The following is a 25,100-nucleotide window of genomic DNA, read 5'->3' on the forward strand; positions in this document are numbered from 1 at the left end:
TGCGATCAGTCCACCGACACGTCGGTGAAGCGGAAGCGCATATCGGCCGGAGCGACGAAGTTCTTCACGCGCTTGTTCACGCCCAGAATCGTGTTCTGATTGTAGAGCGGGATTTCGAGCGCCTCATCGGCGACGTAGCGGGAAACCTCCTGCAGGATCTTCTCGCGTTCCTTCACGTCGTAGATCGTGCGCTGCTTCTCCAGAAGCGCATTGAGCTTCGGATCGTTGCCGTAGGGATTCCACTTCTCGCCGGAATGGTACATCAGGTAGGCGGTGTTGTCGTAGTCGAAGGTCCAGCCGCCCCAGCTATTGTGCCAGGCCTCGCCCGTCTTCCCGTTCGGGATGATGTCGTTGAGAAGAACCGGCGCCTCATAGGGCTGAACCGAGGGCTTCAGGCCGAGCGCCTGGAAGTAGCCCGCCGCAGCCTGCGCGACTTCGCGGAACGTCGCGTCGTTACCGCGGAAGTCGATCTTGATGGCAGCGCCCGGCTGGACACCCGCCGCCTGAAGCATCTGCTTGGCCTTGGCGAGGTCGAAAGGCACCGGCTTCAGGTTCGGATCGTAGCCGAAGGACAGTTCGGACTGGAAGCTCGCGATGGGCTTCGCGTGGCCGAGCAGCACCGCCTTGATGATCGCCTCACGGTCGACCGCCATGTTGAGCGCCTTGCGGACGTTCAGATCCTTGGTGATGCCGTCGCGGGTATTCAGGCGCAGCGCGACGACCGTCGGGCCCGTGATGCTGACCAGCTGGAGGTTGGACGCCTGCTGCACCGTCGGAGTGAGACCGAACGGAATGAGCGTGGCGATGTCGATGCGGCCCGCCTGCAATTCGGCGATCTGCGTGTTCGCTTCCGCGATCATGCGGTAGACGACCTTGTCGAGCTTCGGCGCACCGCCCCAATGCTCGGGGAAGGCTTCGAGCGTCAGGTTAACCTTCGGATTGTACTCGGCGAACTTGAAGGGACCGGTACCGACGGGATGAGTATTGAAATACTCGTCGCCCTTTTCCTGGATGTATTTCGGCGGCACGATCATCGCGCCATATCCGGCGAGCTTGGTGAGAAGCACCGGATCGGGCTGCTTCATCACGAAATCGACCGTGTTGTCGTCGACGATCTCCACGTGATCGATGGAGTTGTAGTTCGATTGCTGCGGTCCCTTCTTGCCTTCATCGCCGAGCAGGCGATCGAAGGTGAACTTCACCGCCGCCGCATTGAAGGGCTCGCCATTGTGGAACTTCACATTCTGGCGCAGCTTGAAACGGATGCGGGCATTGTTGTCGAGAAGTTCCCAGCTCGTGGCGAGGCCGGGTTGCAGCTTCATGTCCGGCCCGCGCGAGGTCAGGCCGTCATAGATGTTCGTTGCGGCGGACGCCCACGGCACCAGGAAGGTGTCGATCGGGTCCCAGCTGCCGGGATCGATGGTCAGGCCGACGGTCAAAGTACCGGCGGCTTGCGCGCTCGGAGCCGCCATCGGCGCCGCAAGTGCGGCGGCCGTGAAGCCGAGTGCGGTCAAGAATTTCGAAAACGTCATGTTTTCAGTCCCCTCTTTTGAGTTTTATGCCGCGCCGCGCATGGTGTCGGCCTCAAGCGCGACCCAATGCCCGGGCTCGACCTCGTGCATGCGATGAATGGCGGGCTCTTTCCCGACCGGGCGCACCGGGCTCGGAATCTCGCCTTCGATGCGTGTCTTCGCGCGCTCGCGCTGCGGGTCCGCGATCGGCACCGCGGAAAGCAGCTTGCGCGTGTAGGAATGCTGCGGATTCTCGAACACCGCCTGACGTGTGCCGATCTCGACGATCTGACCGAGATACATCACCGCGACGCGATGGCTGATCTTCTCCACCACCGCCATGTCGTGGGTGATGAAGAGATAGGATAGCCCCCGGCGCTCCTGCAGCTCCATCAACAGATTGACGATCTGCGCCTGGATCGACACGTCGAGCGCGGAGACCGATTCATCGGCGATGATCAGCTTGGGATCGCTCGCCAGCGCACGCGCGATGCAGACGCGCTGGCGCTGGCCGCCGGAGAACTCGTGCGGGTAGCGTTTGGCATGCTGCGGCTGCAGGCCGACCTGCTCCAGCAATTCCTGCACGCGCTTGTCGATGGCCTTGCGGTCCTTGATGAGGCCGTGCACCACGATGGGCTCGGCAATGCTGTAGCCGACCGTATGGCGCGGATCGAGCGAGGCGAACGGGTCCTGGAAGATATACTGGATCTGCTGGCGCAGACGCCGCCGCTCGCCATGGCTCATGGCGTTCATGTCGCGCCCATCAAAGCGCACCGTGCCGCCGGTCGGCTCGATGAGTTGCTGGAGCGTGCGCCCGATGGTGGATTTGCCGCTACCGGATTCACCGACCAGCGCCAGGGTCTCGCCCGGATAGATGTCGAAGCTGACCTCTTCAACGGCGTGAACGCGGTGCGTCACGCGGCCGAAGAATGTCTTGCCCACATCGAAGCGGGTGGTCAGCTTGTCCACCTGCAGAATGGGCTTGGTGTAGTTGGCGGTGTTCTGCACATGGGTCTCGCCGACTTGGCGAGGCTCGCCGCCATCCATCACCATGACGGGGCTGCGCTTCGGGAGCGGCTGCCCCTTCAGGCTGCCGAGGCGCGGCACGGCGGAGAGGAGGGCGCGGGTATAGGGATGCTTCGGCGCGGCGAAGATCTCGCGCACAGGCGCCTGCTCGACCTTGTCGCCCTTCCACATCACCACCACGTCGTCGGCCATTTCGGCGACCACGCCCATGTCGTGGGTGATGAAGATGACGGCAGTGCCCATCTCCTGCTGAAGATCGCGAATGATGTTGAGGATCTGCGCCTGGATCGTCACGTCGAGCGCGGTCGTCGGCTCGTCGGCGATGAGCAGTTTCGGATTGCACGCCAGCGCCATGGCGATCATCACGCGCTGGCGCATACCGCCGGAGAGCTGGTGCGGATACCGATCGAGGAGCTTGTCCGCGTCGGGCAGTCGCACCTTCTGCAACAGCTCCTTCGCCCGCAAACGGGAGTCACGCGTGTTCAGACCCTCATGCAGGGCCAGCGTCTCGCCGATCTGATTGCCGATGGTGAAGACGGGGTTGAGCGAGGTCATCGGCTCCTGGAAGATCATCGCGATGTCTTTGCCGCGAATTCCCCGGAGCGTGTCGTCCGACGCCTTCACGAGGTCGATCGCCTCGCCGCCCTTGGGCCGGAACAGCACCTCGCCCCCGGCGATGCGCCCGCCCGTGTAGTCAGTGAGCCGCATGATCGCGAGGGACGTGACGGATTTGCCCGAGCCCGATTCACCCACCACGGCGAGCGTCTTTCCCGGCTGGACGTCGAAGCTGACATCCTTCACCGCCCGGAAGGCGCCCTGATCCGTACGGAATTCAACCGAAAGGGAACGCACCGACAGGAGCGGCTCATTCGCCGATCCGATTTTGGCTGTGTGCTCAGACATCAATCCATCGCTCATAGCGAGGCACTGCTCCAACATAATGTCACAACAGTACCTCTTTAATACCTGTCACAAAACACCGCGACCAGGCTCGCTCGTCAAGCCCTGATCGCGCTTTGCCGTGACTTACAGGCCGGAATGCTGAGCGGCAATCCAAGTCGGCAGCGACGTTTCGTTACGGCGCAACCCACTCGCCGCCGCGCATGAGCGGTTCGGCCTTCCCATCCGCCGAGATGCCATCCACATCCACCTTGTCCGATCCAATCATCCAATCGATATGGATGAGGCTCTTGTTGGCGCCGCGGGAGGCAAGCTCCTCCTCGCTCATGGACCCGCCATTCACGAGACACTTGCTGTAAGCCTGCCCGAGCGCGATGTGGCTCGAAGCATTTTCGTCGAACAGGGTGTTGTAGAACAGAAGGCCGCTCTTCGAGATCGGCGAGGAATACGGCACCAGCGCCACCTCACCAAGGCGACGCGCGCCCTCGTCCGTCTCCAAAACCTTGTTGAGCACCGCCTCGCCGGTCCGGGCTTTGCCCTCGACGATCCGGCCGCCCTCGAACTTCACCTGAATGTCCTGGATCAAGGTGCCCTGATAGGAAAGTGGCTTGGTGCTGGTCACATAGCCATCCACCCGGTCCTTGTGCGGGGTCGTGAAGACCTCCTCCGTCGGAATATTGGCGTTGCAGACGACGCCGTTCTTCGCCGTGGTGGAACCGCCCGCCCATTCATGCCCATCCGCCAGTCCGACCCGCAGGTCCGTGCCGGGGCCACGGAAATGCAGGGCGGCGTAATTCTTGGCGTTCAGCATCCGGGTGCGGGCGCGCAGGCTCCGGTTATGGATGCCCCAGGCCCCGATCGGGTCGGCCACATCCGCCCGCGATGCGGCGAAAATGGCGTTCCACAGCTTGGCGACCGCGACATCCTCCGGATCGTCCGGAAACACCGCCTTGGCCCAGGCCGGCGTCGCGGCGGAAACGATGGTCCAGTTGGTGTCGAAGCCCGCGATCAGGTTGAGCGCCGGCTGATAGGCCTTGGAGCGGGCCCGGTTGGCGCGGGAGACCTTTTCCGGGTCTTCCTTGGCGAGCAGCGAGGGGTCCTCTCCCACGATGGCAAGGCGTGCCGCGCCGCTTTTGAAGGCTGTCGCCATGCCCTCGTAGAGCCAGGCGGATGCGGCATCGAAGCTTTCATCGCGCGCGTGGCGATAGCGCATGAGCGTCGCTTCTTCGTCGGAGAAGAGTGTCGTGACCAGCGACGCGCCGGCCTTGTAGGCCTGCTCGGTGATCCGGCGGGCCAGCGCCACCGCTTCGAGCGGCGCGGTCATGACAACTTCCTGGCCCGGCTTCACCCCCAGCCCGACCCGCACGGCGACTTCCGCCATCCGGTCGAGCAACACGTCATGGGACGCGGCGGCGGAGGCGTTTCGGACTTGCTCGTTCATCGTCATCTCTCTCGAAGCAGAATGTTGCGAGGCAGGCTACACGCCCCGACGCAAGGTGCAACCCTCGCGGGATTGGCCTCACACATCCGTGGTGACCGGCGCACGACCCAGCGCCTCCCGGTCGAAGGCGATGCTCTTGATGATGGCATGGATCGCCAGCCCCGGCCGCAAGGCCAGACGCTCCACGGATTTGCGCGTCACGCGGGCCACGAGGCTGTCGCCGCCGCAATCGAGCGTCACGTCGACGCTCGCCCCGTCTGGTTCGTCGATGGAGGAAATTGTTCCCGGCAACACATTAAGCGCGCTCAGGCCCTCCGGCGGGCGCAGGGACAGGATGATGTCGCGGGCGCGAAGGCGCACGCGCATGGGGGCGCCGGGCGCGAGATCGAGGCGCGGAACCGTCAGCGGGCCGGCCTTCGCCTGCAGGATTGTCAGGCCGAACGCATCCTCGTGCCGCAGCACGCGCGTCTCGATCAGAGCGCCCGCCTCTGCCGGGCCGGATTGCGGGAAGAGGTTCGTGTGCCGGAGGATCTCCTCCGCCGGTCCCGAAGCCGTCACGCGGCCATCGGCGATGACAACGATGGACGTCGCGAGCCGTGCGATCTCCGCGACGGAATGGCTGACGAGAACGATCGGAACGCCGCCCTCGTCCCTCAGCCTCTCGATATAAGGATAGATCTCGGCCTTCCTCGCTTCGTCGAGCGAGGCCAGCGGTTCGTCCATGAGAAGGAGTTGCGGATCGGCCAGCAGCGCCCGTCCAATCGCCACGCGCTGCTTCTCGCCGCCCGACAAAGTCGACGGTTTCCGATCGAGCAGATGCCCAATCCCGAGAAGACCGACCATCGCCTCGAAATCCGTCGCGCGGTCCCGTCTCGGCGTGAACCAGCGCCCGAAAAGCAGGTTTTGCCGCACGTTCAGATGCGGGAAGAGACGCCCCTCCTGGAAGATATAACCAATCCGCCGTTTGTGTTTCGGCACGAAGATGCCGCGCTCCGTGTCGACGAGGACCCGCCCATTCACCACGATCCGCCCTTGCGACGGGCGGATGAGGCCGCCGATGGCGTTGACGAGCGTGGTCTTGCCCGCGCCCGATTGACCGAAAAGAGCCGTCAGCCGGCCGTCGGATCGGATGCGCGCATCGAGAAGGAACGCCCCCTGCCGATGCCGGATATCGAGATCGAGCGCCATCAGGCCAGGAACCTCCGCCGGACCCGACGCGCCATCCACTCGGACATCCAGAGGGCGGCCACGGAAATCGCAATCGACACGAGCGTCAGGCGCATCGCGCCGCCCTCCCCGCCCGGAATTTGCGTGAAAGTGTAGATGGCGGATGGCAGGGTCTGGGTCTCACCGGGAATGTTCGACACGAAGGTGATGGTCGCGCCGAACTCGCCCATGGCCTTGGCGAAGGACAGGACCATTCCGGCGATGATACCGGGCAGGATCAGCGGCAACGTCACGACGAGAAAGACCCAGACGCGATTGGCGCCAAGCGTTCCGGCCGCATCCTCCAGCTTGCGGTCGACCGCCTCGATGGACAACCGAATGGCGCGCACAAGCAAGGGAAAGCCCATGATCGCGCAAGCAAGCGCCGCGCCGGTCCAGCGAAACGAAAACACAATGTCGAAATGCTCGGCGAGAAACGCGCCGATGGGCCCGCGTTTACCGAAGCCAAGCAACAGGAAATAGCCCACGACCACCGGCGGCAGAACGAGGGGCAGATGCACGATCACATCAAGCGCCTGCCGCCCCCAGAAACGACCGCGCTCCAGAATAAGCGCTATGGCGATGCCCGGAATGAGGCTCGCCGCCATCGCCGTCAGGGCGACCTTGAGGCTGAGGCGGACTGCCGTCCACTCCTCCGGGGAAAGCCAATCGATCACGAACCGGATACCGGCTTATCCATGAATGTGAAGCCCTGCTTCTCGAAGAGAGACCTCGCCTTGGTCGAGCGCATGTAGGTCAGGAAGGCCTGCGCGTCGGGATTGGCCGACGCCTTCAGGAGCGCCACGGGATAGATGATCGGCGGATGGCTCTCGGCTGGAAACGTGCCGACGATCTTCACACTCGGATCGGAGGCGGCATCGGTGCGGTAGACGATCCCGAGCGGGGCCTCGCCGCGCGACACGAGCACGAGCGCAGCGCGGACGCTCTCGGCTTGGGCGACCTTGTCTTTCACACCGTTCCACGCGCCGAGCTTCTCCAGCGCGGCTTTACCGTATTTGCCGGCAGGGACCGCATCCACGTTGCCCATGGCGAGACGCCCCGATCCCAATGCCGCGGCCAGATCGAAACCTCGCTCGATGGAAACCTGCACTGTCGAATCCTTGGGCGCAACGAGCACAATGGAATTGCCGAGAAGGTTCGAGCGGCTCTCCGTCTGGATCAGATTCTTGGAGGCGACATAGTCCATCCAATCGAGATCGGCAGAGAAGAACAGATCGGCGGGAGCCCCGGCCTCGATCTGCTTGGCGAGCGCGTTGCTTGCCGCATAGGAAACCACCGCCTTCTTGCCGGTTTCCTTCTCCCAGGCGGCATTGATGTCATCGAGCGCGTTCTTCAGGCTGGCGGCGGCGAACACCACCACATCCTTGCTTTGCGCATAAGCGCCGGATGTCATGCAAACGCCGGCGAGAGCCAACCCCAAAAACATGGCGCGGATCGTTTGAACCCAACAGCGCCCGACCCGATGCATGACATTCTCCCATCACGGCGGACCTTCACCGCCATGAATGACATCCTAACGGAGGCCCGCCCATCTTCAAGCGGCGCGTCGTTTGGGAACAATCTTCCTGATGAGGGAGCGGACGAGCCGATAGCCGAGCAGGGAGGTGACGATCGCCGCGTAGACCATGGGTTCCGGCGGCCAGGATTTCACCACCATCAGAAAATGCACCGCCGCGCCGATGGCGGCGAAATAGACGAGGCGATGAAGCCGCGCCCAAGCTTGGCCGCCAAGACGCCGGATCGACACATTGTTCGAGGTGACCGCGAGCGGGACGAGAACAAGAAACGTCGCCATGCCGACAGTGATGTAGGGCCGCTTGACGATGTCGGCCCAGATCGCCTCGAAATCGAGCCCCTGGTCGAGCACGAGATAAGTCAAAAGATGCAGGGCCGCATAATAAAAGGTCAGGAGGCCAATGGCGCGGCGATAGCGCAGCAGATTGATGTTGAAGATCTGCCGCAAGGGGGAGATCGTCAGCGTGGCGATCAGGAAGCGGAGCGCCCACAGGCCGAGCGCCTGTTCCAGATAGCGCATGGGGTCTGCGCCGAGCTGGTTGGTGACGCCGAGATAGAACAGCAAAACCGCCGGGATGAAGCCGACGATATAGATCGCGATCTTCGGCACCTGGGGCAAGGCGAAGCCTCGTTTTGCCCCTTGAGCGGAAGCTTGGCCCGCCATCAGTAGAACTTCCGCAGGTCCATGCCGGAATAAAGTTGCGCCACCTGCTCGCCATAGCCGTTGAAGGGCAGCGTCGGCCGCCGCTTCACGAACAGGCCTCCCTCACCGATCCGCCGTTCGGTCTTCTGGCTCCAGCGCGGATGGTCCACATCCGGGTTCACGTTGGCATAGAAGCCATATTCGTCAGGCGCTTGCAGATTCCACGAGGTGGCCGGCTGCTTCTCGACGAAGCTGATGCGCGTGATCGACTTGATGCCCTTGAACCCGTATTTCCACGGCACGACAAGCCGGATCGGCGCGCCGTTCTGGTTCGGCAGCGTCTCTCCATACAGGCCGACGGCGAGGATCGTGAGCGGATGCATGGCCTCGTCCAGTCGCAAGCCCTCGACGTAGGGCCACTCCAGAACCGGAAAGGCCGATTGCTGGCCCGGCATCTCCGGCGGGCGATAGACCGTCTCGAAGGCCACATACTTGGCGCTGCCCTGCGGCTCCACGCGCTTGATGAGGTCCGCCAGGGGGAACCCGACCCACGGGATGACCATGGACCAGCCCTCCACGCAGCGCATGCGATAGATCCGCTCTTCCAAAGCCGAGTTCTTGATCAGGTCTTCGACCGCATACTCGGCCGGCTTGGCGACGAGGCCATCGACTTTCACCGTCCAGGGCGAGGTCTTGAGCGTATGGGCGTGGGCCGCAGGCGCGGTCTTGTCGACGCCGAACTCGTAATAGTTGTTGTAGTGGGTGACGTCCTCGAGGCTCGTCAGCTTTTCATCGGTGGCGGAGAGCGGGCTCTTGGCCGCCGACAAGGGCGCGGCCATGATTCCCTTCGCTGATCCGGCAGCGAGTACAAGGCCGGCTGCTCCAGCCATCATCTGCCGGCGGTTGAGATAAAGCTCCCGAGGCGTAATCTCGGAGGCGGGAATGTCGGTCGGGCGGCGGATCAGCACGGTGGCACCTCGTTTGTACCCATGTGAAATGGGTACACCCGAGAAAGCAAGACGCGATCTCACGTTTGCGTTATTGCCGCTCCTCACCTCAGGTCGAGGCGACGCGCACTCCGGCATCGTCAAAGAGATGCGCTTGGCTGGAGGCGGGTTTGAGAGCGATGGCCTCGCCCGGCTTGAGGTGGAAGCGTTCCCGCAGCACCACTGTCACATTGCCGCCTTCCGCCTTCGCGATCAGCGTCGTATCCGCCCCCGTCGGCTCGATGACCGACACGGTTGCGGGAATGGCGCCCGGGGTTCCGACCGCGGCGAGTTGAAGATGTTCGGGGCGGATGCCGTAGGTCAGCTTCGTTCCTGCCGAAATGGCGGGGCGCACATCCAGCGGCAAAACCGTGCCGCTCGGCAAGGCGAGACCACCCGCGTCCAAGTACCCGTCGATGAAGTTCATGGAAGGCGAGCCAATGAAGCCGGCCACGAAGCGGTTGGCCGGACGGTCATAGAGTTCGAGCGGCGCGCCGATCTGCTCCACCACGCCGTCATGCATCACCACGATCTTGTCGGCCATCGTCATGGCTTCGATCTGATCGTGCGTCACATAAACCGTCGTGGTCTTCAAACGCTGATGCAGTTCCTTGATTTCGGCGCGCATGGCCACGCGCAGCTTGGCGTCGAGGTTCGAGAGCGGCTCGTCGAACAAGAAGACCTGTGGATCGCGCACGATGGCGCGGCCCATGGCGACGCGCTGGCGCTGGCCGCCGGAAAGCTGGCGCGGATACCGGTCGAGCAGCGGCGTCAGGCCGAGCGAAGCCGCCGCATCAGCCACACGCTTCTTCTGCTCCGCTTGCGGCGTGCCCTTGAGCTTGAGCGAGAAAGCCATGTTCTCGGCCACCGTCATATGTGGATAGAGTGCGTAGCTCTGGAACACCATGGCGATGTCGCGGTCTTTCGGCGGCACGTCGTTGACCACCCGTGGGCCGATGCGGATTTCGCCGCCGGAAATGTCCTCAAGCCCCGCGATCATGCGCAGCAGCGTGGACTTTCCGCAGCCGGACGGGCCGACGAGAATGACGAACTCGCCGTCCTCGATATCGACATTGACGCCCTTGATGATCGACACAGGCCCGAACGACTTCCTGACGTCGCGGATCGATACATTCGCCATGACAATCTCCGGTTAGCATTTTCCGCAAAAGTGGATGCCGGTTTTGCGGAAGAAAATGCGGCAGAACAAAACTCTTAAACTGCGCGACGCTGCGTGGCGTGAACGAATTTTTTGGTGATTTCGCGAGGATTGGTGATCGCGGTACCGACAACCACCGCATGGGCGCCACGCTCGAACGCCGCCGCCACCAGATCCGGCGTGTCGAAGCGCCCTTCGGCGATGACGGGGGTCGATACGGCAGCAACCAGCGCGGAGAGAAGATCCAGATCCGGCCCGTCGGCCTTCGTCGCCGCCGTCTCGTCGGTATAACCTGAAAGCGTGGTGGCGATGTAGCTCGCGCCATGGGCGCTTGCAGCCTTGCCCTCTTCCAGGGTGGAAACGTCTGCGAAGACTTCGCGCTTCAGTTCATTGCGGATGCGCGCGATCAACCTGTCGACCGGCTCGCCATTGCGCGGACGTGGCGTAGCGTCGAGCGCGATGATGTCGGCGCCCGCTGCAGCGATGCGCGAGGCGCTGTCGAAATCCGGCGTGATGTAGACCGGGAAGCGGTCGTCCCACACCTTCGAGATCCCGATGATCGGCAGCGTCGAGATGGCGCGGATCGCAGCGACATCCTCCGCGCCATTGGCGCGAAAGCCTTGCGCGCCGCCAGCGGCTGCCGCGCGGGCCATGGCGGACATGAAGATGGGGCCGTGCAGCGGGTTATCGGCGCGGGCCTGGCAGGAGACGACCAGCGCGCCCTTCGGGATCAGCATCATTAAGTCCCCTATTTCACCGCGCCTGCGGTCATGCCCTGGATGAACTGGCGTGACAACGCGATGTACAAAAGCGTGATCGGAGCCGCCGCGATGGTGAGGCCGGCAAACAGCATGCCCCAATCGGTGGTGTATTCACCCATGAAAGATGTCAGGCCCTGCGGCAGGGTCTTGGCGGAATCGGTCTGGATGAAGACCAGCGGAAAGAAGAAGTCGTTCCAGATCGGCACCGCGTTCTGGATGGCAGCGATCGCCATGGGCGGGCGCGCCAAAGGCAGCATGACCGACCACATGATGCGCGGCTCCGACGCGCCGTCGATGCGCGCCGCGTCCTCAAGCTCGGACGGCAGCGAGCGCAGGAAGCCCGCCATGATGAACACGGCGGAAGGCAAGCCGATGGCCGTATAGGTGACGATCAGGCTCCACCGGCTGTCCAGCAGACCCAGATCGCGCAGCAGGATGAAGAGTGGGATGACCGCAAGCTTCAGCGGCAGCATCAGCCCCGCGAGGAAGAACAACAGAATGAACGTGTTCGTGCGGGATTCGTATCGCGCCACCGCGTAACCGGCCATGGTGCCGAGCACCAGGATCAGAAGGATCGAGGCTCCCGTGACAACGATGGAGTTGAGAAAGTAGGTCGGCATCGAGGTTTCGCCGAGCACGCGGGCGAAATTCTGGACCTGGGTGAAATCGGGAATCGCAAAGGGATGCTCGAAGATCTCGCCGGTCGATTTGAAGGCCGAGAAGACCATGACCACGACGGGATAGAGCATGATGAACGAATTCAGGATCAGAATGATCTGAGCCAGGAACGCGAAGGAGATGGACCGCGACGTATCGGACTGAGCGGAGACGGCGGAAGGCGCGAATGCGATGGTCAAAACTGGATCTCCCGACGGCGCAGCCACAGGGTGAGCATCGATGCGAACACCACGATGAAGAGAAACAGAACCGTCGCGAGCGCCGAGCCCTGGCCGAAATTCTGGATGCTGGCGCTCTGATTGCCAAAGGCCGTACGGTAGAACACGAGGCCGAGCACATCGGTCGTGCCATAAGGCGAGCCGTCGAGGCCGACCATCACATACGGAATCTCGAACCAGTTGAACGCGCCGATGAAGAGTAGCGTGAAGAGAATGGTCGTGCTTGGCGCGACCAGCGGCCACACGACATTTTTGAGCAATTGCCACTCGCTCGTGCCGTCAAGCCGCGCGGCCTCGATAATCTCGGAAGGAATGCGCTGCATGCCCGCGAGATAGACCAGCGTCGGGAAGCCGACGAAGTGCCAAGCATTGGCGAGGATGAGCGCGCCGAGCGCGGTCGATGCATCCCCGAGCCAGGGTTTGGCCAAGGCGTCGAGACCGACGGAATAGAGCGCCTGGTTCACGAGCCCGAAATTCGGATTGAGAAACAGCTTCCAGAGGAAGCCGACGATAATGGTCGAGAGCACCACCGGCACGAAAACCGCGACCCGATGGAAGCGGAAGCCGAACGGCTCCTTATAGAGCAGCCATGCGAGCAGGAACCCGCCGCCATTCTGGATGATCATGAGCGCGATGAGCGCATAGACGTTGTGGAGAAAGGCATTCCACACCACGGGGCCCATGGTGGCGCCAAACAGCACCTCCTTGAAATTCGCCAGCCCCACGAATTCACCGCGCGCCAGCCCGCGCCATTCATAGAAGGCGTAAGCGAAGGCGGAGAGGATCGGATAGACCACGAACAGCGACATGAAGACGATGGGCGGGACGACGAGAAACGCCACCCAGCTCCGGTGCTTCAGCGTGCGGGCCTGTTTGGGCGAGACGGGCATGGGCTGAACTTTCAAAAATGGCGGCGGACTCGAAGTCCGCCGCCATCCATCCAAGGCTTACTTCTGGAACGGCTTGTAGTAGGTCGCGATGCCCTTGTTGATTTCGGCAGCGGCCTGCTCGGGGGTCTGCTGACCGGCGAGCAACTTCTGCACGTTCGACTGGAGCAGCACCGATCCGCTCGGCTCCTGATAGCGGAAGCGCACCAGCATCAGGTAGGACATGGAATTGTCCGCGAGTTTCGCGACGTCCTGGGTGATCGCGTCTTCGATCTTGATGCCCTTGATCGGCGACAGATTCTTCAGCGTGTTGGTGAAGGCCGTGCCGTAGTCCGGCGTCGCGAGGAAACGGACGAATTTCAGCGCCGCATCCTTCTTGTCGGTCTTGGCGTTCACCGCATAACCGCCGTCGTAGTAGCGCGCGATGAGACGCTCATCACCCGCCTTCGCGACGGGGGACGCGAACACGCCGAGGTCGAGGCTCGGGTTCTGACCCTTGAAGTTCGCCACCTCGAAGGAGCCGCCCGCGAACATCGCGGCGCGACCGGCCACGAAGAGCTGCTGCGACGAGGCGTAATCGACGCCCGTGAAGTTCGGCGCGAAATTGGTGCTGATGTCCTTCAGTTTGGCGAGCGCGTTGACGAAACGCGGATCGGTGAAGTTCGCCTTGCCCGAAACGATGTCATCCTCGAACTGCTTGCCGAGCTGGGAGCTGAGCAGAGCAGCGACGATGGTCTCGTTCTGCCAGGCGGTTGCCGTGCCGTTGGCGAAGGGCGTGATGTTCTTGGCCTTCAGAGCCTGGGTCAGGGCAACAAGTTCATCCCAGGTCTGCGGCGGGTTCACGCCCGCATCCTTGAAGATCTTCTTGTTGTAGACGACCAGCATGGTCTGGGTCGCGAAGGGCACCGCATAGACCTTGCCGTCCGCGCGCAGCGTTTCAGCAGCCAAAGCGGAATCGGGGAAGTTCGCCAGCTCCGGCACGGCCTGCTTGTCGAGCGCCAGCAGGTAGCCCGGCGTCGCGATGCTCTCGAGGTTGCCGTAGGCGCGAACCTGGATCACGTCCGGGCCGCGACCGGCGGCGAGCGCCGTGGACAGAATGGTCTGGTAGTTTTCGGGCGCGTAGGTCTCGAACTTCACCGAGATTTCGGGCTCTTTCGCCTCGAACTTCTTGATGACGTCCTGGTAGAAAGCCTTGTCTTCCTGGCGCCAGCTCCAGAAGGTCAGCTCGGTCTTGGCCATGGCGGCCCCAGCTGAAAGAATGTAACCGCCCACGGCGGCGCCCATCAGAATGCGTCTCGTCAGTTTCATGTTGAGTTCCCTCATCGTTGAAGTCCTTCCTCCCACCGAAGGGCACCCCAGCCGGATGCGCCCCTCGGAATCCTTTCAGCCGTATGGCTCGGCCGCGATCACGAGAACCGTCGCGTCGTCGTGAGTTTTAACACGAGGATAGGCGTCCGCCATCGGGTCGCCCAGCTCCAGGTCCCGCAACTCCTGCATCAATCGATCCCCCCTGCCCTGCGCCAGGGCAGCATGAAGGGAGGCGTCGGAATAGGCCCCAAACACGTCGACGAGCCGCATGAATCCGTCGGTCGCCAGCACGATGGGCTGGTCCGGCGACAGGGATGCCTCGAACCGCAATTCCCGTCCGGCCCAGGACCGGCGGGGGTTCACGACCCAGTATCCGTCTGGCTGATTGAGTTTGGTGCGGTTTTCCAGAATCTGGCGTCGAACCGCCTCCGGAACCCGGCCGGGCTCGCGCTCTCCGGTCCCGAGAGCCGCCAGGGTCCGTTTCTCGAAGGGCTTCGCCCGCTCATCCGTCCACCGGACGACGCCCTGATCGGTCGGAACGAGCGCCACCACATCGCCGAGGAAAGCACCCTCGACGACGAGGCCGCCACTCTCCGCACCGGGACGGATGCCGACGAAGCCGAGGCAGGCGGAGGGAGCATGATCGTCGTTCGCAGGGCTTGCGTGAGCCGCCGCCTGGGCGAAGACGCGGCTGATCTCCGTTTCCAGATCCCCGAAAACGGCCTCAGCGGCCCTATCCGACGCCGCGAGTCCTTGGATCCTCTCGCCGATCTCTCCGGCGAGCCAGGCCGCATCGCTCGCCCCGGGAGTCACACGCTCGGCCGACATTCCCGTCGCGCCATCGACGATCCATGCGCGGCGGCCAAGCAACCCCACCCCGTCCTCGTTCACGCGAGAGCCGGGCAAGGATTGCCGATACAAGGATCGGAAGCGCGGATATGGGCCAGTTTCGTTCACACCTAACTGGTCTCATATTGGTCGCCTCCTGTCCATACTGGTCTTACAGGCTTTTTGCACCCCACTTGAGCAGCAGGACAGACAGGCAAAAACTCTCAGATCGGAAGCCCCGTATAGTTTTCCGCCATCGACCGGGCGGCCGCCCCTTGAGCTGACCAGATAGTCGAACTCCGTCCGCTGCATCTTGCGGCCGAAAGCATCCGTGTCCGGGAAGGTATGGAGGATCGATGTCATCCACCAGGAGAATCACTCGGCCTTCCAGACCCGGGACAGGACGCGGGCGGAATAGCCGTCGATCCCGGCTGCGGAGCGATCTGCCGGGAACACTTGGGCGATACCGCTCTCGGTGTCATTCACCAGCGCATCATTCTCGAGGCCAAACGTTACCTGACCTTCACCTCCCTGAGCGCGAAGGAGACCGCCCTCGCGCTCGCGTTCGACGACCCGTCCTGCTTCACGCGCTTCTTCAAGCAGAAGACGGGAATGTCGCCGCTCGGCTTCCGGGCTTTGCAGAAGATTTCGATGGCTTGAGAGTCTCCGCTCAGCGCAAAACAGAGGACTGAAAGGTGAGACCTTGCAGGAGCGCATGAGCCTTGCTGAGGCCTGCGCCCGCTGCCACGACCATTTGCGGCAGAACCAGCCATTCAAGCGTCCAGGCCGCGCCCGAGCGTTCGTTCTCGTGCACGAGCGCCTGATGGAGCGTGCCGAGCAGCCCCGCATTGAACCGTCCCAGCGTCACCAGCACTTCCGCCGGGACGGGATTGGATTTGTGCGGCATGGCTGACGAGCCGCCGACCGTCGCGAGACGGACCTCGCCCACCTCGTTCTGCGCCATCAGGGCAATATCCTGCCCGATCTTGCCGAGCGTGCCGGTGAGAAGCGAGAGCCAGGAGGCGAACTCGCCGATCCGGTCGCGCTGCGAATGCCAGGAGGGCGCGAACCCGAGATCGAGACGCTCCGCCAGGGCATCGGCCACCGCATCGCCATGGTCCTTCAACTCGCCGCGCGTGCCGATGGGACCGCCGAGCTGGATGACGAGCAGGCGCGGCGCGAGCTCGCGCAAGACTTCCTCGTGCCGCTCCAAAGGCTGGAGCCAGGTATCGATCTTGTGCGCGGCGGTGAAGGGCAGCGCCTGTTGCATCCGCGTATGGGCCATGAGCCGGGCGGAGCCGTCGCGCTCTTTCAAATCGAGGAGAACACGGGTGAGCTCCTCGATCCGCTGGAAAAGCAGCGCCGTCGCATCTTTCAGGCGCAGGATCAGACCGGTATCGGTGATGTCCTGGCTCGACGCGCCCAGATGCACTGACCTCGCGTGTGGCTCGCCCACGGCGGCGCGCAACTGCTTCACGAACTCCGGAACGATCACGCCATCATGGGCCAACCCCTTGGCGAGCCCGTTCCAATCCGGCTGGAAGGCACGGCAGGCCTCGGAGATCCGATAGGCCGCCTCATCCTCGATCAGCCCGATTTCCGCCTCGGCCTCGGCGAGCGCCACCTCCGTTCGCAGCATGGCGGCAAGTTCGGCCTCGTTGGAGAACAACGCGGCCATCTCCTCGTCGCCGACGAGGGCCTGGAGCAGCGGGAACGGAAGCGTTGGCGAGGTCATCGGCAAAACTTAAACGCGTTCAAGAGCAATGGAAATGCCCTGCCCGACGCCGATGCACATGGTGGCGAGCGCCCGCTTCTTGGCCGTGCCGCTCTCGTAGATCAGCGTGATGTCAGGCGCGTGGGTCAGCCGCGCGACGTTGCAGGCGGCCGACGGCGCGCCGATGCCGACGAAGCACACATCGTCGTTGGAGAGAGCGCGCGCGCAGCAATGGTCATCATCTCGGTGGGGGGGAACCGGACATGGTCATTTTTCACAATCCCTGCACACGCATTCTCCGCCTCGGCTACGCCTATCTTTGCTCGACGTCCCTCTCGGGCCGCCTGCAGCCCTTCCTGGAGCGCATTTCAGAGCAGACGGGAGAGTCGAGTTCGGCGGCGCTCCTCGATGGAGACGACATCGTTTACGTCGCGCGCTCGGCGACGCGCCGCATCATGTCGATCGGCCTTGGCGTCGGAAGCCGCCTGCCCGCCCACTGCACATCCCTCGGCCGAGCCATCCTCGCCTATCAGTCGCCCGAGGAGATCGAGGCCTATCTGCGCCGCGTCAAACTGGAGCCGCGCACGCCGAAGACCATCATCCGCAAGCCCGAACTGCGGGAGGCCCTCGATGTCGTGCGCGCAAAGGGCTTTGCTCTCATCAACGAGGAGCTGGAGTTCGGCCTGCGCTCCATCGCCCTGCCGTTGATCCAGAAAGATGGGCGGGTCGTCATCGCACTCAACATCAGCGCGCAGGCGGCCCGCGTTCCCATCACGGAGATGGAACAGCGCTTCCTCCCGCTCTTGCAGGGGGCAAGCGACGCACTGCGCTACACTTTCTGAGCGCAGCGCCCTGGGGCGTTTCGATTGCCGTTTTGCCAGCAAGACCGCAGCGATATTCACCACAGAGCCGCGTGAGCAAACTTTTCGAAAATCGTCGTTTGGAATGGGGGGGCGACCCGCTTGACTTGCCCTTGGGGAGCACCCAGTCTGCGCCCAGGCCGCTGGGCTCTTGCCGGGTGGAACCCTCCTTTTCACGTAGTATCGCCCCTTGTTCTCGATCACTCCTTCCGGACGACCGTTTCTGAAGATGCATGGCTTGGGCAACGATTTCGTCGTTGTCGATGGCCGCGAAGCGGCGTTCAGACCTGCGCCTGACGCCATCCGCTTGATCTGCGATCGGCATCTCGGCGTCGGCGGCGACCAGCTTCTCGTCATCGAGCACCCATCCGCCACCGGCGCGGATGCCCGAATGCGCATCTATAATGTGGACGGCACAGAAGCGCAGACATGCCTGAACGCGACCCGCTGCGTGGCATGGCTGCTGCTGCGGGAAAGCGGCGCGCAAAGCTTGGTCCTTGAAACCCTCGGCGGCCTGATAGAAGGCTCTCAGCCCACCGGCAATCAGCTTGCGCTCCGTCTCAGCTCTCCGCGCTGGGATTGGCAGAGCATCCCGCTCGCCTCCGCGGCCGACACGCTCGCGGTCGGGTTGTCCTCCGGCCCCCTCGAAAAGCCGACGGCGGTGAATGTCGGCAACCCGCATCTCGTCTGCTTCGTCGAAAGCCGCGATGCGATCGACGTCCCGCGCTGGGCTCCCGCGATCCAGAACGACCCTTTCCTGCCCGAAGGAGCCAATATCGGCGTCGCCGAGGTGGTCGCCCCGGATCGGCTGCGCCTTGTGGTCTGGGAGCGCCCGGGAATTCTGACGCAGGCTTGCGGCAGCGGCGCTTGCGCCGCCGTCCTCGCCGCGCGCCGCCGGGGCCTCACGGACGCGCAACGCGTCACGGTGGAGATGCCCGGCGGCATTCTTCAGGTTGAAATCCACGAGGATGAGAGCATGACTCTCATCGGACCCGTCGCCATCGCCTTTTCCGGCCGGCTTTCCGCGGATCTTCAGTAGAGCGCCGGCAGCATTCGCCCGGTGCTCTCGGCCGTGCCTGCGTCGCGGAGGCTCCAGCGCTGGGACTCGACAAGGGCTACTCGCCCGTACGACAAGCGACCCCATGAATTATCTTGTCCTCGACCTCGAAACCGCCAATCCCGATAGCGCCTCCATCTGCCAGGTGGGCATCGTGCTGGTCGAGAACGGGGAAATCGCAGGCACGCTGTCGCGCCTCATCGACCCGCAGGACCATTTCGACTACTGGAACATCAAGGTTCACGGCATCGAGCCGGCGCACGTCGCCGGGTGCCCGACCTTCTCCGAGGTCCTGGGCGAACTGTCTCCCCTGCTCGACAAGCGCATCATTGTGACGCACGGCTCGTTCGACCGGCTCGCGATTGCCAGGGCATGCCAGAAGCACGACCTTCCCGACGTCGAGGCCTATTGGCTCGACAACCAGACCGTGGTTCGGAGGACCTGGCCCCAATTCGCCAAGCGGGGCTATTCCCTCGGCAACCTGGCCCAGCATTTCGGCATCGAATTCCGCCACCACGATGCCCTCGAGGATGCGATGGCGACGGCGCATATTTTCCGCCGGGCGCTGACCGAGAGCGGCAAGAGCGCGAGCGACTGGGTGTCCTCGGTCGCGGCGCGCTCCCATCTGCGGACCGCAATCGTCCATCAAGGCACGGGCGGTGGTCCGTTCTCAGGCAAGACGGTCGTGTTCACGGGGCGGTTGAAGGTGACTCGCCAGGAGGCCACGCGGCTTGCGGCGGAGCGAGGCTTCACCGTGGGGGCGACGATCTCCCCCGAAACCACCATCCTCTGCGTCGGTGCTGAGAGAACCGCCTCCGGGAGGAGTTCCAAGGTCCGCGAAGCGGAACGGCTCATTTCCGGCGGCCACCCCCTTTCCATCGTGAGCGAGGCCGAGTTCTGGCAACTGATCTCCGCATGAGACCGGAGGCCGTCATCTACACCGACGGGGCCTGCATCGGCAGCGGCGGGAACTCTCCGGGCGGCTACGCCGCCGTTATCCTGATCGAGGGCGAGGAGCGGCTGGTGGTGGGTCGAAACCCCGCCACGACGAATACAGCCATGGAATTGATGGGCGCAATCTGCGCCCTCGAGGCCCTCCCGCCTCTGATTCCCGCCATCATCCATACCGACAGCCAATATGTGATCCTGGGCGCGACCGAGCGCCTGCCCTGGTGGCGCTCAAGGGGCTGGCGGATCGTCAAAGGCGGAAAACTCGCCAACAAGGATCTGTGGCAGCGGTTGGCCGCCCTCATGCATGAACGCCCCATCACTTGGAGCTGGTTGAAAGGCCACGCGGGTGATATCCGCAACGAACAGGCCCACGCTCTGGCCTATACGCAAGCCCGACAAGCGGCCGCAGGAGACCGGCGGCACCATTCCCAGCTTGGCAAATGCTGACCGGAATGGCAGTCATGCGCATTCCAGCTTATGATCGATTTGCCCCAATAAAGGAAAAACCATGTTTACACTTGAGATTGCCGGAACGGCTGTGGCCGTTACCAACGCTGACGAGGAGCAGGCCAAGGAACTCTTCCTCAGTGACGGCTTCAAAGATGATCTTTTGTCGTTTAAGAGTGAGGGTCGCCCGCTCTGGGACGGTTCGGCAGCCTTGACCACCCGAAATGCATCGGAAGAAGAAATCGATGCCTTCAACGAGGTCATGGACGAAGAGGACGACGAGCTTGGCGACGAAGAGGACGATGGCGACGACGAACTCGATATTGACGTCGTTTTCCTGGTGTCGATCGATGAGATCGACGACGAAGCCGCCTCGCACTGATCAATCGGCCGGAGCCTGACGAGGCTCCTTTGAGCATGACCTCGCGAAACGGAACGCCGTTTGCCCGGACCAATCATGTTCTCCCCAAAAAACTAGGGCGGACGCGCTGACACAATCAGAGCGATTCCGCTCTAGAAAACGGTTCAGCCGGACTTCCATGCCCTTTCCTAAGACAAATGCCAGCCTCGAACGTGCTCTCACCGATCGGGGCTACAAAGATCCAACCCCCGTTCAGGCCGCTGTGCTCCAGCCGGAAGCCCTGGACCGGGACCTCCTCGTCTCGGCCCAGACCGGCTCGGGCAAGACGGTTGCCTACGGGCTCGCCATGGCTTCGACCCTGCTCGGCGACGCGGAGCGGTTTGACCAGCCACGCGAGCCGCTGGCCCTCATCATTGCCCCGACCCGCGAGTTGGCCCTCCAGGTCAACCGCGAGCTGATCTGGCTCTATGGCCCTGCGGGCGCGCGGGTGGCGTCCTGCGTCGGCGGCATGGATGTGCGGCGCGAGCAGCGTGCCCTGGCGGATGGGTGCCATATCGTCGTCGGCACGCCGGGCCGTCTGCGCGACCACCTGGAGCGCGGCCGCCTCGATACCTCGAAGCTGAAGGTCGCGGTGCTCGACGAAGCCGACGAGATGCTGGATCTGGGCTTCCGCGAGGATCTCGAGTTCATTCTCGACGCCACGCCGCAGGAGCGCCGCACGCTCCTCTTCTCGGCGACGATCCCCAGGAATATCGCGACCTTGGCGCGGCGCTATCAGCGCGACGCGGTGCGCATCGACACGTTGGTCGAAAACCAGCCGCACGGAGACATCGAATATCGCGCCGTCCGTATTGCGCCGAACGAGGTCGAGCTTGCGGTCGTCAACGTGCTGCGTTTCTTCGAAATGCGCGGCGCCATGGTGTTCTGCCATACCCGCGAAGCGGTGCGGCACCTGCAGGCGAGCCTCGGCGAACGGGGCTTTGCGGCAGTAGCCTTGTCGGGTGAGCTGAGCCAGAACGAGCGCAGCCATGCCCTGCAATCGCTCCGCGATGGGCGCGCCCGCGTCTGCGTCGCGACCGACGTTGCTGCGCGCGGCATCGACCTGCCCGATCTCGGCCTGGTCATTCACGCCGACCTGCCGAACGATCACGAGACCCTGCTTCACCGCAGCGGCCGCACGGGCCGCGCGGGCCGTAAGGGCGTCTGCGTGATGCTCGTTCCCTACACCCGCCGCCGCAAGGCCGAGCGGTTGATCGATTCAGCCGGTATCGACGTGACCTGGGGCGGCCCGCCATCCGCGGACGAAATCCGTCAGCGCGACCGGCAGCGCCTGATTCAAGACCCGGCCTTCTCGGAAGAGACGACGGAGGAAGACCTCAGCATGGCCCAGGCGCTTCTGGCGGAACGCTCCGCCGAGGAGATCGCCACCGCCCTGGTGCGGTTCCACCGGGCGCAGCTTCCCGCTCCCGAGGATATTTTCGATGCGGGGCCGGAGCGCGAACCGCGCCAGCGCAAGGACAAGCGTGAGCGGCAGGAAGATCGGGCCCAGGGCGAGCGTGGCCTTCCGAGAGAGCGCGGCCGCGCGGGATCGGACGAGGCGGCTTACGGAGCCTCGGAAGACATGGTCTGGTTCCGCATGAGCGTCGGCCGCCGCAACAACGCCGATCCGCGCTGGCTGCTGCCGATCATCTGCCGTCTCGGCCACGTCACGAAGAAGGAGATCGGCTCGATCAAGATCTTCGACCGTGAGACCAAGTTCCAGATCGCCAAATCCCACGCCCCGAAATTCGCCTCGGCCGTGCGCAAGACCAACGACGAGGATATCCGCATCGAACCGGCCGAGTTCGACCGCGGCGAGCAACGTGAGGGCGGTCACCGGGACGGCCCGAAGAAGGGTCCGAAGGGCCGAGCGCCGTTTCCGCCCGGCAAGCCGCCGCACAAAAAACCCAAGAAGCCGTTCGCCGATAAACGTAAGCGCGACTAGCGGCTGACTCACAAACCCTGATTCAGAAGGTGGCATTCGCCTTTCTGAAAAAGTCATGCGGCATGAAGAGCTTCGAGTTGATCGTGTTTCAAGGAAACATCATCAACTCGAGTTCGGCACGACCCGATGTGATCCACGAACACCTGATGATCCCGGCTGGCACTCCGAGAGTGCGATAGCCATGCCTGAGCGCGGCCGGGGTGACGCGGGGCTCCGCTCACGGATTTGGAGCGTCACAAAAGAGGGCTCATGAGACGAGCAATGTTCTCGGTCGCCTTTGCGTAAAGCGGCCGGGCCTTCCATGCGTCAAGCGTCAGGGATTCGCTCGCGGCGAAATAGCGTTCCTGCTCCTCACGAAGCAGCCTGTTGGTCTCCCGGTCGAACAGGACCAGGCTGACCTCGGAGTTGAGGACGAAGGATCTGATATCGATGTTGCTCGAGCCGATGAGCGAAACCCGATTATCGACGCTCAAATTCTTCGCGTGGAGGAGCTTGCCGCGATAGAGGTGGATGTTGATCCCAGCCTCCAAAAGCTCCGTATAGTAGGATTTCTGAGCGAGGTTCACGAGCACCTGATCCACAGGTCGCGATAGAACGATGTGGACCTCTACCCCGCGCAAGACCGCAGTTTCCAGTGCGTTGAGCAAAGGTTCGCTCGGAATGAAATAGGGCGTCGTCATCACGACCCGCTTGCGTGCACCGTGAACGAGCGCCTCGATCAGGCGGCCGATGCCTGCCTCGGGATAGTCCGGACCGCTCGGCAGCACCTGGGCAACGCTGTTTCCCGCGCGTCGCGGCTCCGGAAACAAAGTCGGATTATCGAGAACCTCCTCGGTCTCCAGGAACCAGTCCGCGACGAACACCGCCTGCAATTCAAGCACGACGGGTCCCACGGTCCGCACCACGAGCTCCTGGTTCGTAACGCCGGCGTTGAAGTCCGCGTTGACGATATTCTGCGAACCGACATACCCGATTTCACCGTCGATCACGGCAATCTTGCGGTGATTGCGCAGATCCGCGCGGGCCGATTTCGGGCGCAGCAGGCTGACCGGCAGAACCAATTGCACCGAGATCCCACCCGCTTTCAACGCATCGACGACATTGGCCGACCAGGGCCGCGACCCGAGCGCATCGATCAGCACGCGGCAGGTCACGCCGCGCTCGGTCGCGCGCGTCAGGGCACTGATGACCTTCCAACCCGTCTCATCGTTGGCGAAAATGTAGAACAGCAAATGGATGTGGGAGCGAGCATTGTCGATATCGGCCACGAGCCGGTCGATCGAGCCATCATAGTCGGTGAGCAATTCGGCCGCGTTGCCGTCGAGGCTTGGGAAGCGCCCGAGATTCTGGATCAGGGTCGCAGCCTGGGTTAGGTTCGCCGGGAGATCCGGCTCCTGCCGGGCGGTGACTTCCCTCACCCTGTCGGATGCCACCTTGAATACGACAGGCAAACGCGCGAACCGCTCGCGCCGCCATCTGGGATAGGCGGGACGGCCAATGAAGAAATAGACGATCAGCGCCGGCCAGGGCAGGAAGAAGACGAACAGCAGCCAACCCTTCGCCGCCTCCGGCGAGCGCCGGAACGGCACAACGATCAACATCACGATCCGGATCATCCACTCGGAGGCGAGATAGATCTCCGCCCATGAGATGCTCGCGATGAGACTCATCGCACCCGCCGCGACATATCAATCACGTTCCCTTCGCTCCCTGGAACGTGCATTTTTGATGGAAACAGAATGCATGTTCTATCTCTTTGTCTGCGCATCGTTTTGCGAGGAACCGCGATCTACGTCTTTGCACGAAGGTTTCGCCGACGAGACAATCGTCAAGCCTTGTCCCCGTCCGACTTCCTGAGGCCCTTGATGATGGCGCCCGCGAGCGGCACGAGCAGTCCAGGCAGAACGGAATCGACGGGATGACGCACGAAACCGACGATCGCCTGCCGGACGCCCCGCACCTCGTCGCGCAATTCACTCAATTGTTCCTGCAAGACCTGCGCATCGGCTTCGAGAGCCTGGATCGCCGAATTGCGCACTTCCAGCGCCAGATCCATCTCCCGCCCCGGTCGCGACCGTTCGGCGATCAGCAGAACAACAATGGCGAGGAAGAGATTGCCGAGCGCGATGAGCGCCGCAGCCCAGATCGAGCCCCATGATGGCTGAAGCGCGAAGAACACGGCGAGATTGCCCATCAGGAACGCGAAGACGCCGAGAAGAGCCGCCGCGCCTCTCAGGCTAGAGCGGGTCATCAACTGCCGGAGACGAATATCGGCAATGATCGATTCGGCCCGCCACAGGACGCGAAGGTTACGCGTGACACTGTCCATCATGGTCTAATCTCTCCCCATCACCCGGCCGATCGCGACGCCCAACGCGAAAGCCGTCAGAATGGACACGAGTGGATGCTTGACGATGAAATCCTCGGCGCTGCCCGTGTATCCGGACAGGGCATCGCCGAGATCGCTCATCTGCGCTTCGAGTTGCTCTGCAAACGCCCCCGATCCGGCCGCCTCTGGACGATTCTCGGCCGCCGAGGCTGTCCGGCCACTCGAACGGCGGGTTTCAGATTTCGGCGCTTTGTGGAGTTCTGCCTGCAAAGCGCTGAGTTCCTCATGAACGGGTATCGGGCCAGCCAT

At 63.2% G+C, this 25,100-nt stretch carries 25 protein-coding genes and 2 pseudogenes; 7 read left to right on the forward strand and 20 right to left on the reverse strand.

From position 1 onward, the window contains the following. Positions 1 to 5: 5 nt before the first annotated feature. The 15 genes and pseudogenes from I2H38_RS09570 to I2H38_RS20950 all read right to left on the reverse strand — a co-directional run. The gene (locus I2H38_RS09570; protein ID WP_196271617.1) at positions 6 to 1,532 is read right to left on the reverse strand and encodes an ABC transporter substrate-binding protein; all 1,527 of its coding nucleotides are present in this window, start codon (positions 1,530 to 1,532) and stop codon (positions 6 to 8) included. Positions 1,533 to 1,556: 24 nt separating this feature from the next. Beyond that, the gene (locus I2H38_RS09575; protein ID WP_196271618.1) at positions 1,557 to 3,440 is read right to left on the reverse strand and encodes an ABC transporter ATP-binding protein; all 1,884 of its coding nucleotides are present in this window, start codon (positions 3,438 to 3,440) and stop codon (positions 1,557 to 1,559) included. A 172-nt stretch (positions 3,441 to 3,612) separates the two neighbouring features. Continuing rightward, complete coding sequence (locus I2H38_RS09580; protein ID WP_196271619.1) at positions 3,613 to 4,878, reverse strand: aminopeptidase; 1,266 nt, start codon at positions 4,876 to 4,878, stop codon at positions 3,613 to 3,615. A gap of 78 nt (positions 4,879 to 4,956) precedes the next feature. After that, entirely contained in the window at positions 4,957 to 6,066 is a 1,110-nt protein-coding gene (gene modC, locus I2H38_RS09585; protein WP_196271669.1) for a molybdenum ABC transporter ATP-binding protein, read from the reverse strand. After that, a complete protein-coding gene (gene modB, locus I2H38_RS09590; protein ID WP_324617372.1) occupies positions 6,066 to 6,761 on the reverse strand; it encodes a molybdate ABC transporter permease subunit in 696 nt (231 codons plus the stop codon). Before modB ends, modC begins: the two co-directional genes overlap by 1 nt. Beyond that, entirely contained in the window at positions 6,758 to 7,573 is an 816-nt protein-coding gene (gene modA / locus I2H38_RS09595; RefSeq protein ID WP_407664052.1) for a molybdate ABC transporter substrate-binding protein, read from the reverse strand. Before modA ends, modB begins: the two co-directional genes overlap by 4 nt. A gap of 66 nt (positions 7,574 to 7,639) precedes the next feature. Then, positions 7,640 to 8,284: a protein-methionine-sulfoxide reductase heme-binding subunit MsrQ gene (gene msrQ / locus I2H38_RS09600; RefSeq protein ID WP_196271620.1), complete on the reverse strand. Its 645-nt coding sequence runs from the start codon at positions 8,282 to 8,284 to the stop codon at positions 7,640 to 7,642. After that, on the reverse strand, positions 8,284 to 9,231 hold the full coding sequence (msrP, locus tag I2H38_RS09605; RefSeq protein WP_196271621.1) for a protein-methionine-sulfoxide reductase catalytic subunit MsrP: 948 nt from the start codon (positions 9,229 to 9,231) through the stop codon (positions 8,284 to 8,286). Before msrP ends, msrQ begins: the two co-directional genes overlap by 1 nt. Before the next feature lie 88 nt (positions 9,232 to 9,319). Next, positions 9,320 to 10,390: an ABC transporter ATP-binding protein gene (locus I2H38_RS09610; RefSeq protein WP_196271622.1), complete on the reverse strand. Its 1,071-nt coding sequence runs from the start codon at positions 10,388 to 10,390 to the stop codon at positions 9,320 to 9,322. Between the two features lie 74 nt (positions 10,391 to 10,464). Next, positions 10,465 to 11,148, reverse strand: coding sequence for an N-acetylmannosamine-6-phosphate 2-epimerase (locus I2H38_RS09615; protein WP_229426627.1), 684 nt, complete (start codon positions 11,146 to 11,148; stop codon positions 10,465 to 10,467). A gap of 8 nt (positions 11,149 to 11,156) precedes the next feature. Then, positions 11,157 to 12,026 (reverse strand): carbohydrate ABC transporter permease, encoded by an 870-nt coding sequence (locus I2H38_RS09620; RefSeq protein ID WP_229426628.1) that lies wholly within the window; start codon positions 12,024 to 12,026, stop codon positions 11,157 to 11,159. Continuing rightward, positions 12,023 to 12,955: a carbohydrate ABC transporter permease gene (locus tag I2H38_RS09625; protein WP_196271623.1), complete on the reverse strand. Its 933-nt coding sequence runs from the start codon at positions 12,953 to 12,955 to the stop codon at positions 12,023 to 12,025. Before I2H38_RS09625 ends, I2H38_RS09620 begins: the two co-directional genes overlap by 4 nt. 57 nt (positions 12,956 to 13,012) lie before the next feature. Then, a complete protein-coding gene (locus tag I2H38_RS09630) occupies positions 13,013 to 14,260 on the reverse strand; it encodes an extracellular solute-binding protein (protein ID WP_196271624.1) in 1,248 nt (415 codons plus the stop codon). A gap of 75 nt (positions 14,261 to 14,335) precedes the next feature. Continuing rightward, positions 14,336 to 15,136 carry a hypothetical protein gene (locus I2H38_RS09635; RefSeq protein WP_196271625.1) on the reverse strand — a complete coding sequence of 267 codons (801 nt, stop codon included), beginning with the start codon at positions 15,134 to 15,136 and terminating at the stop codon, positions 14,336 to 14,338. 176 nt (positions 15,137 to 15,312) lie between these two features. Next, positions 15,313 to 15,541, reverse strand: a pseudogene (locus I2H38_RS20950) (4-hydroxybenzoate 3-monooxygenase); the annotation flags it as partial. Between the two features lie 3 nt (positions 15,542 to 15,544). Here I2H38_RS20950 and I2H38_RS09640 point away from each other — a divergent pair. After that, positions 15,545 to 15,748: a helix-turn-helix domain-containing protein gene (locus I2H38_RS09640; protein ID WP_196271626.1), complete on the forward strand. Its 204-nt coding sequence runs from the start codon at positions 15,545 to 15,547 to the stop codon at positions 15,746 to 15,748. A 10-nt stretch (positions 15,749 to 15,758) separates the two neighbouring features. On the opposite strand, the gene I2H38_RS09645 is transcribed toward I2H38_RS09640, so the two are convergent. Beyond that, the gene (locus tag I2H38_RS09645; RefSeq protein ID WP_196271627.1) at positions 15,759 to 16,823 is read right to left on the reverse strand and encodes a 3-carboxy-cis,cis-muconate cycloisomerase; all 1,065 of its coding nucleotides are present in this window, start codon (positions 16,821 to 16,823) and stop codon (positions 15,759 to 15,761) included. A 21-nt stretch (positions 16,824 to 16,844) separates the two neighbouring features. Beyond that, positions 16,845 to 17,044 (reverse strand): annotated as a pseudogene (locus tag I2H38_RS09650) (CoA-transferase); the annotation flags it as partial. 21 nt (positions 17,045 to 17,065) lie between these two features. Between I2H38_RS09650 and I2H38_RS09655 the strand changes: the two are divergent. The 6 genes from I2H38_RS09655 to I2H38_RS09680 all read left to right on the forward strand — a co-directional run bounded on the left by I2H38_RS09655 (position 17,066) and on the right by I2H38_RS09680 (position 22,462). Continuing rightward, positions 17,066 to 17,644 (forward strand): IclR family transcriptional regulator domain-containing protein, encoded by a 579-nt coding sequence (locus tag I2H38_RS09655; RefSeq protein ID WP_196271628.1) that lies wholly within the window; start codon positions 17,066 to 17,068, stop codon positions 17,642 to 17,644. A 247-nt stretch (positions 17,645 to 17,891) separates the two neighbouring features. Further along, positions 17,892 to 18,701, forward strand: a complete 810-nt coding sequence (gene dapF, locus I2H38_RS09660; RefSeq protein ID WP_196271629.1) for a diaminopimelate epimerase — start codon at positions 17,892 to 17,894, stop codon at positions 18,699 to 18,701. Between the two features lie 103 nt (positions 18,702 to 18,804). Continuing rightward, positions 18,805 to 19,638: an exonuclease domain-containing protein gene (locus tag I2H38_RS09665; protein WP_196271630.1), complete on the forward strand. Its 834-nt coding sequence runs from the start codon at positions 18,805 to 18,807 to the stop codon at positions 19,636 to 19,638. Beyond that, positions 19,635 to 20,117, forward strand: coding sequence for a ribonuclease H family protein (locus I2H38_RS09670; protein ID WP_196271631.1), 483 nt, complete (start codon positions 19,635 to 19,637; stop codon positions 20,115 to 20,117). Before I2H38_RS09665 ends, I2H38_RS09670 begins: the two co-directional genes overlap by 4 nt. Positions 20,118 to 20,178: 61 nt before the next feature. Next, the gene (locus I2H38_RS09675) at positions 20,179 to 20,499 is read left to right on the forward strand and encodes a hypothetical protein (RefSeq protein ID WP_196271632.1); all 321 of its coding nucleotides are present in this window, start codon (positions 20,179 to 20,181) and stop codon (positions 20,497 to 20,499) included. A gap of 157 nt (positions 20,500 to 20,656) precedes the next feature. Further along, positions 20,657 to 22,462 carry a DEAD/DEAH box helicase gene (locus I2H38_RS09680; RefSeq protein WP_196271633.1) on the forward strand — a complete coding sequence of 602 codons (1,806 nt, stop codon included), beginning with the start codon at positions 20,657 to 20,659 and terminating at the stop codon, positions 22,460 to 22,462. A 233-nt stretch (positions 22,463 to 22,695) separates the two neighbouring features. Here the strand turns inward: I2H38_RS09680 and cls are convergent, their stop codons facing one another. From cls to I2H38_RS09695, 3 genes are all read right to left on the reverse strand, one after another. Then, entirely contained in the window at positions 22,696 to 24,132 is a 1,437-nt protein-coding gene (gene cls, locus I2H38_RS09685; protein ID WP_196271634.1) for a cardiolipin synthase, read from the reverse strand. A 158-nt stretch (positions 24,133 to 24,290) separates the two neighbouring features. Continuing rightward, complete coding sequence (locus I2H38_RS09690; protein WP_196271635.1) at positions 24,291 to 24,794, reverse strand: phage holin family protein; 504 nt, start codon at positions 24,792 to 24,794, stop codon at positions 24,291 to 24,293. A 3-nt stretch (positions 24,795 to 24,797) separates the two neighbouring features. Continuing rightward, positions 24,798 to 25,100: a hypothetical protein gene (locus tag I2H38_RS09695; RefSeq protein WP_196271636.1), complete on the reverse strand. Its 303-nt coding sequence runs from the start codon at positions 25,098 to 25,100 to the stop codon at positions 24,798 to 24,800.

The organism is Microvirga alba (genome assembly GCF_015694465.1).
In the GTDB taxonomy this organism is placed as follows: domain Bacteria; phylum Pseudomonadota; class Alphaproteobacteria; order Rhizobiales; family Beijerinckiaceae; genus Microvirga; species Microvirga alba.

What these genes read in the sequence shown, in the direction of transcription:
- I2H38_RS09570 (WP_196271617.1), bottom strand. Translation starts at nt 1,532, where the DNA reads ATGACGTTTTCGAAATTCTTGACCGCACTCGGCTTCACGGCCGCCGCA.
- I2H38_RS09625 (WP_196271623.1), bottom strand. Translation starts at nt 12,955, where the DNA reads ATGCCCGTCTCGCCCAAACAGGCCCGCACGCTGAAGCACCGGAGCTGG.
- I2H38_RS09610 (WP_196271622.1), bottom strand. Translation starts at nt 10,390, where the DNA reads ATGGCGAATGTATCGATCCGCGACGTCAGGAAGTCGTTCGGGCCTGTG.
- I2H38_RS09655 (WP_196271628.1), top strand. Translation starts at nt 17,066, where the DNA reads ATGGTCATTTTTCACAATCCCTGCACACGCATTCTCCGCCTCGGCTAC.
- modC (WP_196271669.1), bottom strand. Translation starts at nt 6,066, where the DNA reads ATGGCGCTCGATCTCGATATCCGGCATCGGCAGGGGGCGTTCCTTCTC.
- I2H38_RS09695 (WP_196271636.1), bottom strand. Translation starts at nt 25,100, where the DNA reads ATGGCTGGCCCGATACCCGTTCATGAGGAACTCAGCGCTTTGCAGGCA.
- I2H38_RS09690 (WP_196271635.1), bottom strand. Translation starts at nt 24,794, where the DNA reads ATGATGGACAGTGTCACGCGTAACCTTCGCGTCCTGTGGCGGGCCGAA.
- I2H38_RS09580 (WP_196271619.1), bottom strand. Translation starts at nt 4,878, where the DNA reads ATGAACGAGCAAGTCCGAAACGCCTCCGCCGCCGCGTCCCATGACGTG.
- dapF (WP_196271629.1), top strand. Translation starts at nt 17,892, where the DNA reads ATGCATGGCTTGGGCAACGATTTCGTCGTTGTCGATGGCCGCGAAGCG.
- I2H38_RS09680 (WP_196271633.1), top strand. Translation starts at nt 20,657, where the DNA reads ATGCCCTTTCCTAAGACAAATGCCAGCCTCGAACGTGCTCTCACCGAT.
- I2H38_RS09665 (WP_196271630.1), top strand. Translation starts at nt 18,805, where the DNA reads ATGAATTATCTTGTCCTCGACCTCGAAACCGCCAATCCCGATAGCGCC.
- I2H38_RS09645 (WP_196271627.1), bottom strand. Translation starts at nt 16,823, where the DNA reads ATGACCTCGCCAACGCTTCCGTTCCCGCTGCTCCAGGCCCTCGTCGGC.
- I2H38_RS09615 (WP_229426627.1), bottom strand. Translation starts at nt 11,148, where the DNA reads ATGATGCTGATCCCGAAGGGCGCGCTGGTCGTCTCCTGCCAGGCCCGC.
- I2H38_RS09575 (WP_196271618.1), bottom strand. Translation starts at nt 3,440, where the DNA reads ATGTCTGAGCACACAGCCAAAATCGGATCGGCGAATGAGCCGCTCCTG.
- msrQ (WP_196271620.1), bottom strand. Translation starts at nt 8,284, where the DNA reads ATGGCGGGCCAAGCTTCCGCTCAAGGGGCAAAACGAGGCTTCGCCTTG.
- cls (WP_196271634.1), bottom strand. Translation starts at nt 24,132, where the DNA reads ATGAGTCTCATCGCGAGCATCTCATGGGCGGAGATCTATCTCGCCTCC.
- I2H38_RS09675 (WP_196271632.1), top strand. Translation starts at nt 20,179, where the DNA reads ATGTTTACACTTGAGATTGCCGGAACGGCTGTGGCCGTTACCAACGCT.
- modA (WP_407664052.1), bottom strand. Translation starts at nt 7,573, where the DNA reads ATGCATCGGGTCGGGCGCTGTTGGGTTCAAACGATCCGCGCCATGTTT.
- I2H38_RS09670 (WP_196271631.1), top strand. Translation starts at nt 19,635, where the DNA reads ATGAGACCGGAGGCCGTCATCTACACCGACGGGGCCTGCATCGGCAGC.
- I2H38_RS09630 (WP_196271624.1), bottom strand. Translation starts at nt 14,260, where the DNA reads ATGAAACTGACGAGACGCATTCTGATGGGCGCCGCCGTGGGCGGTTAC.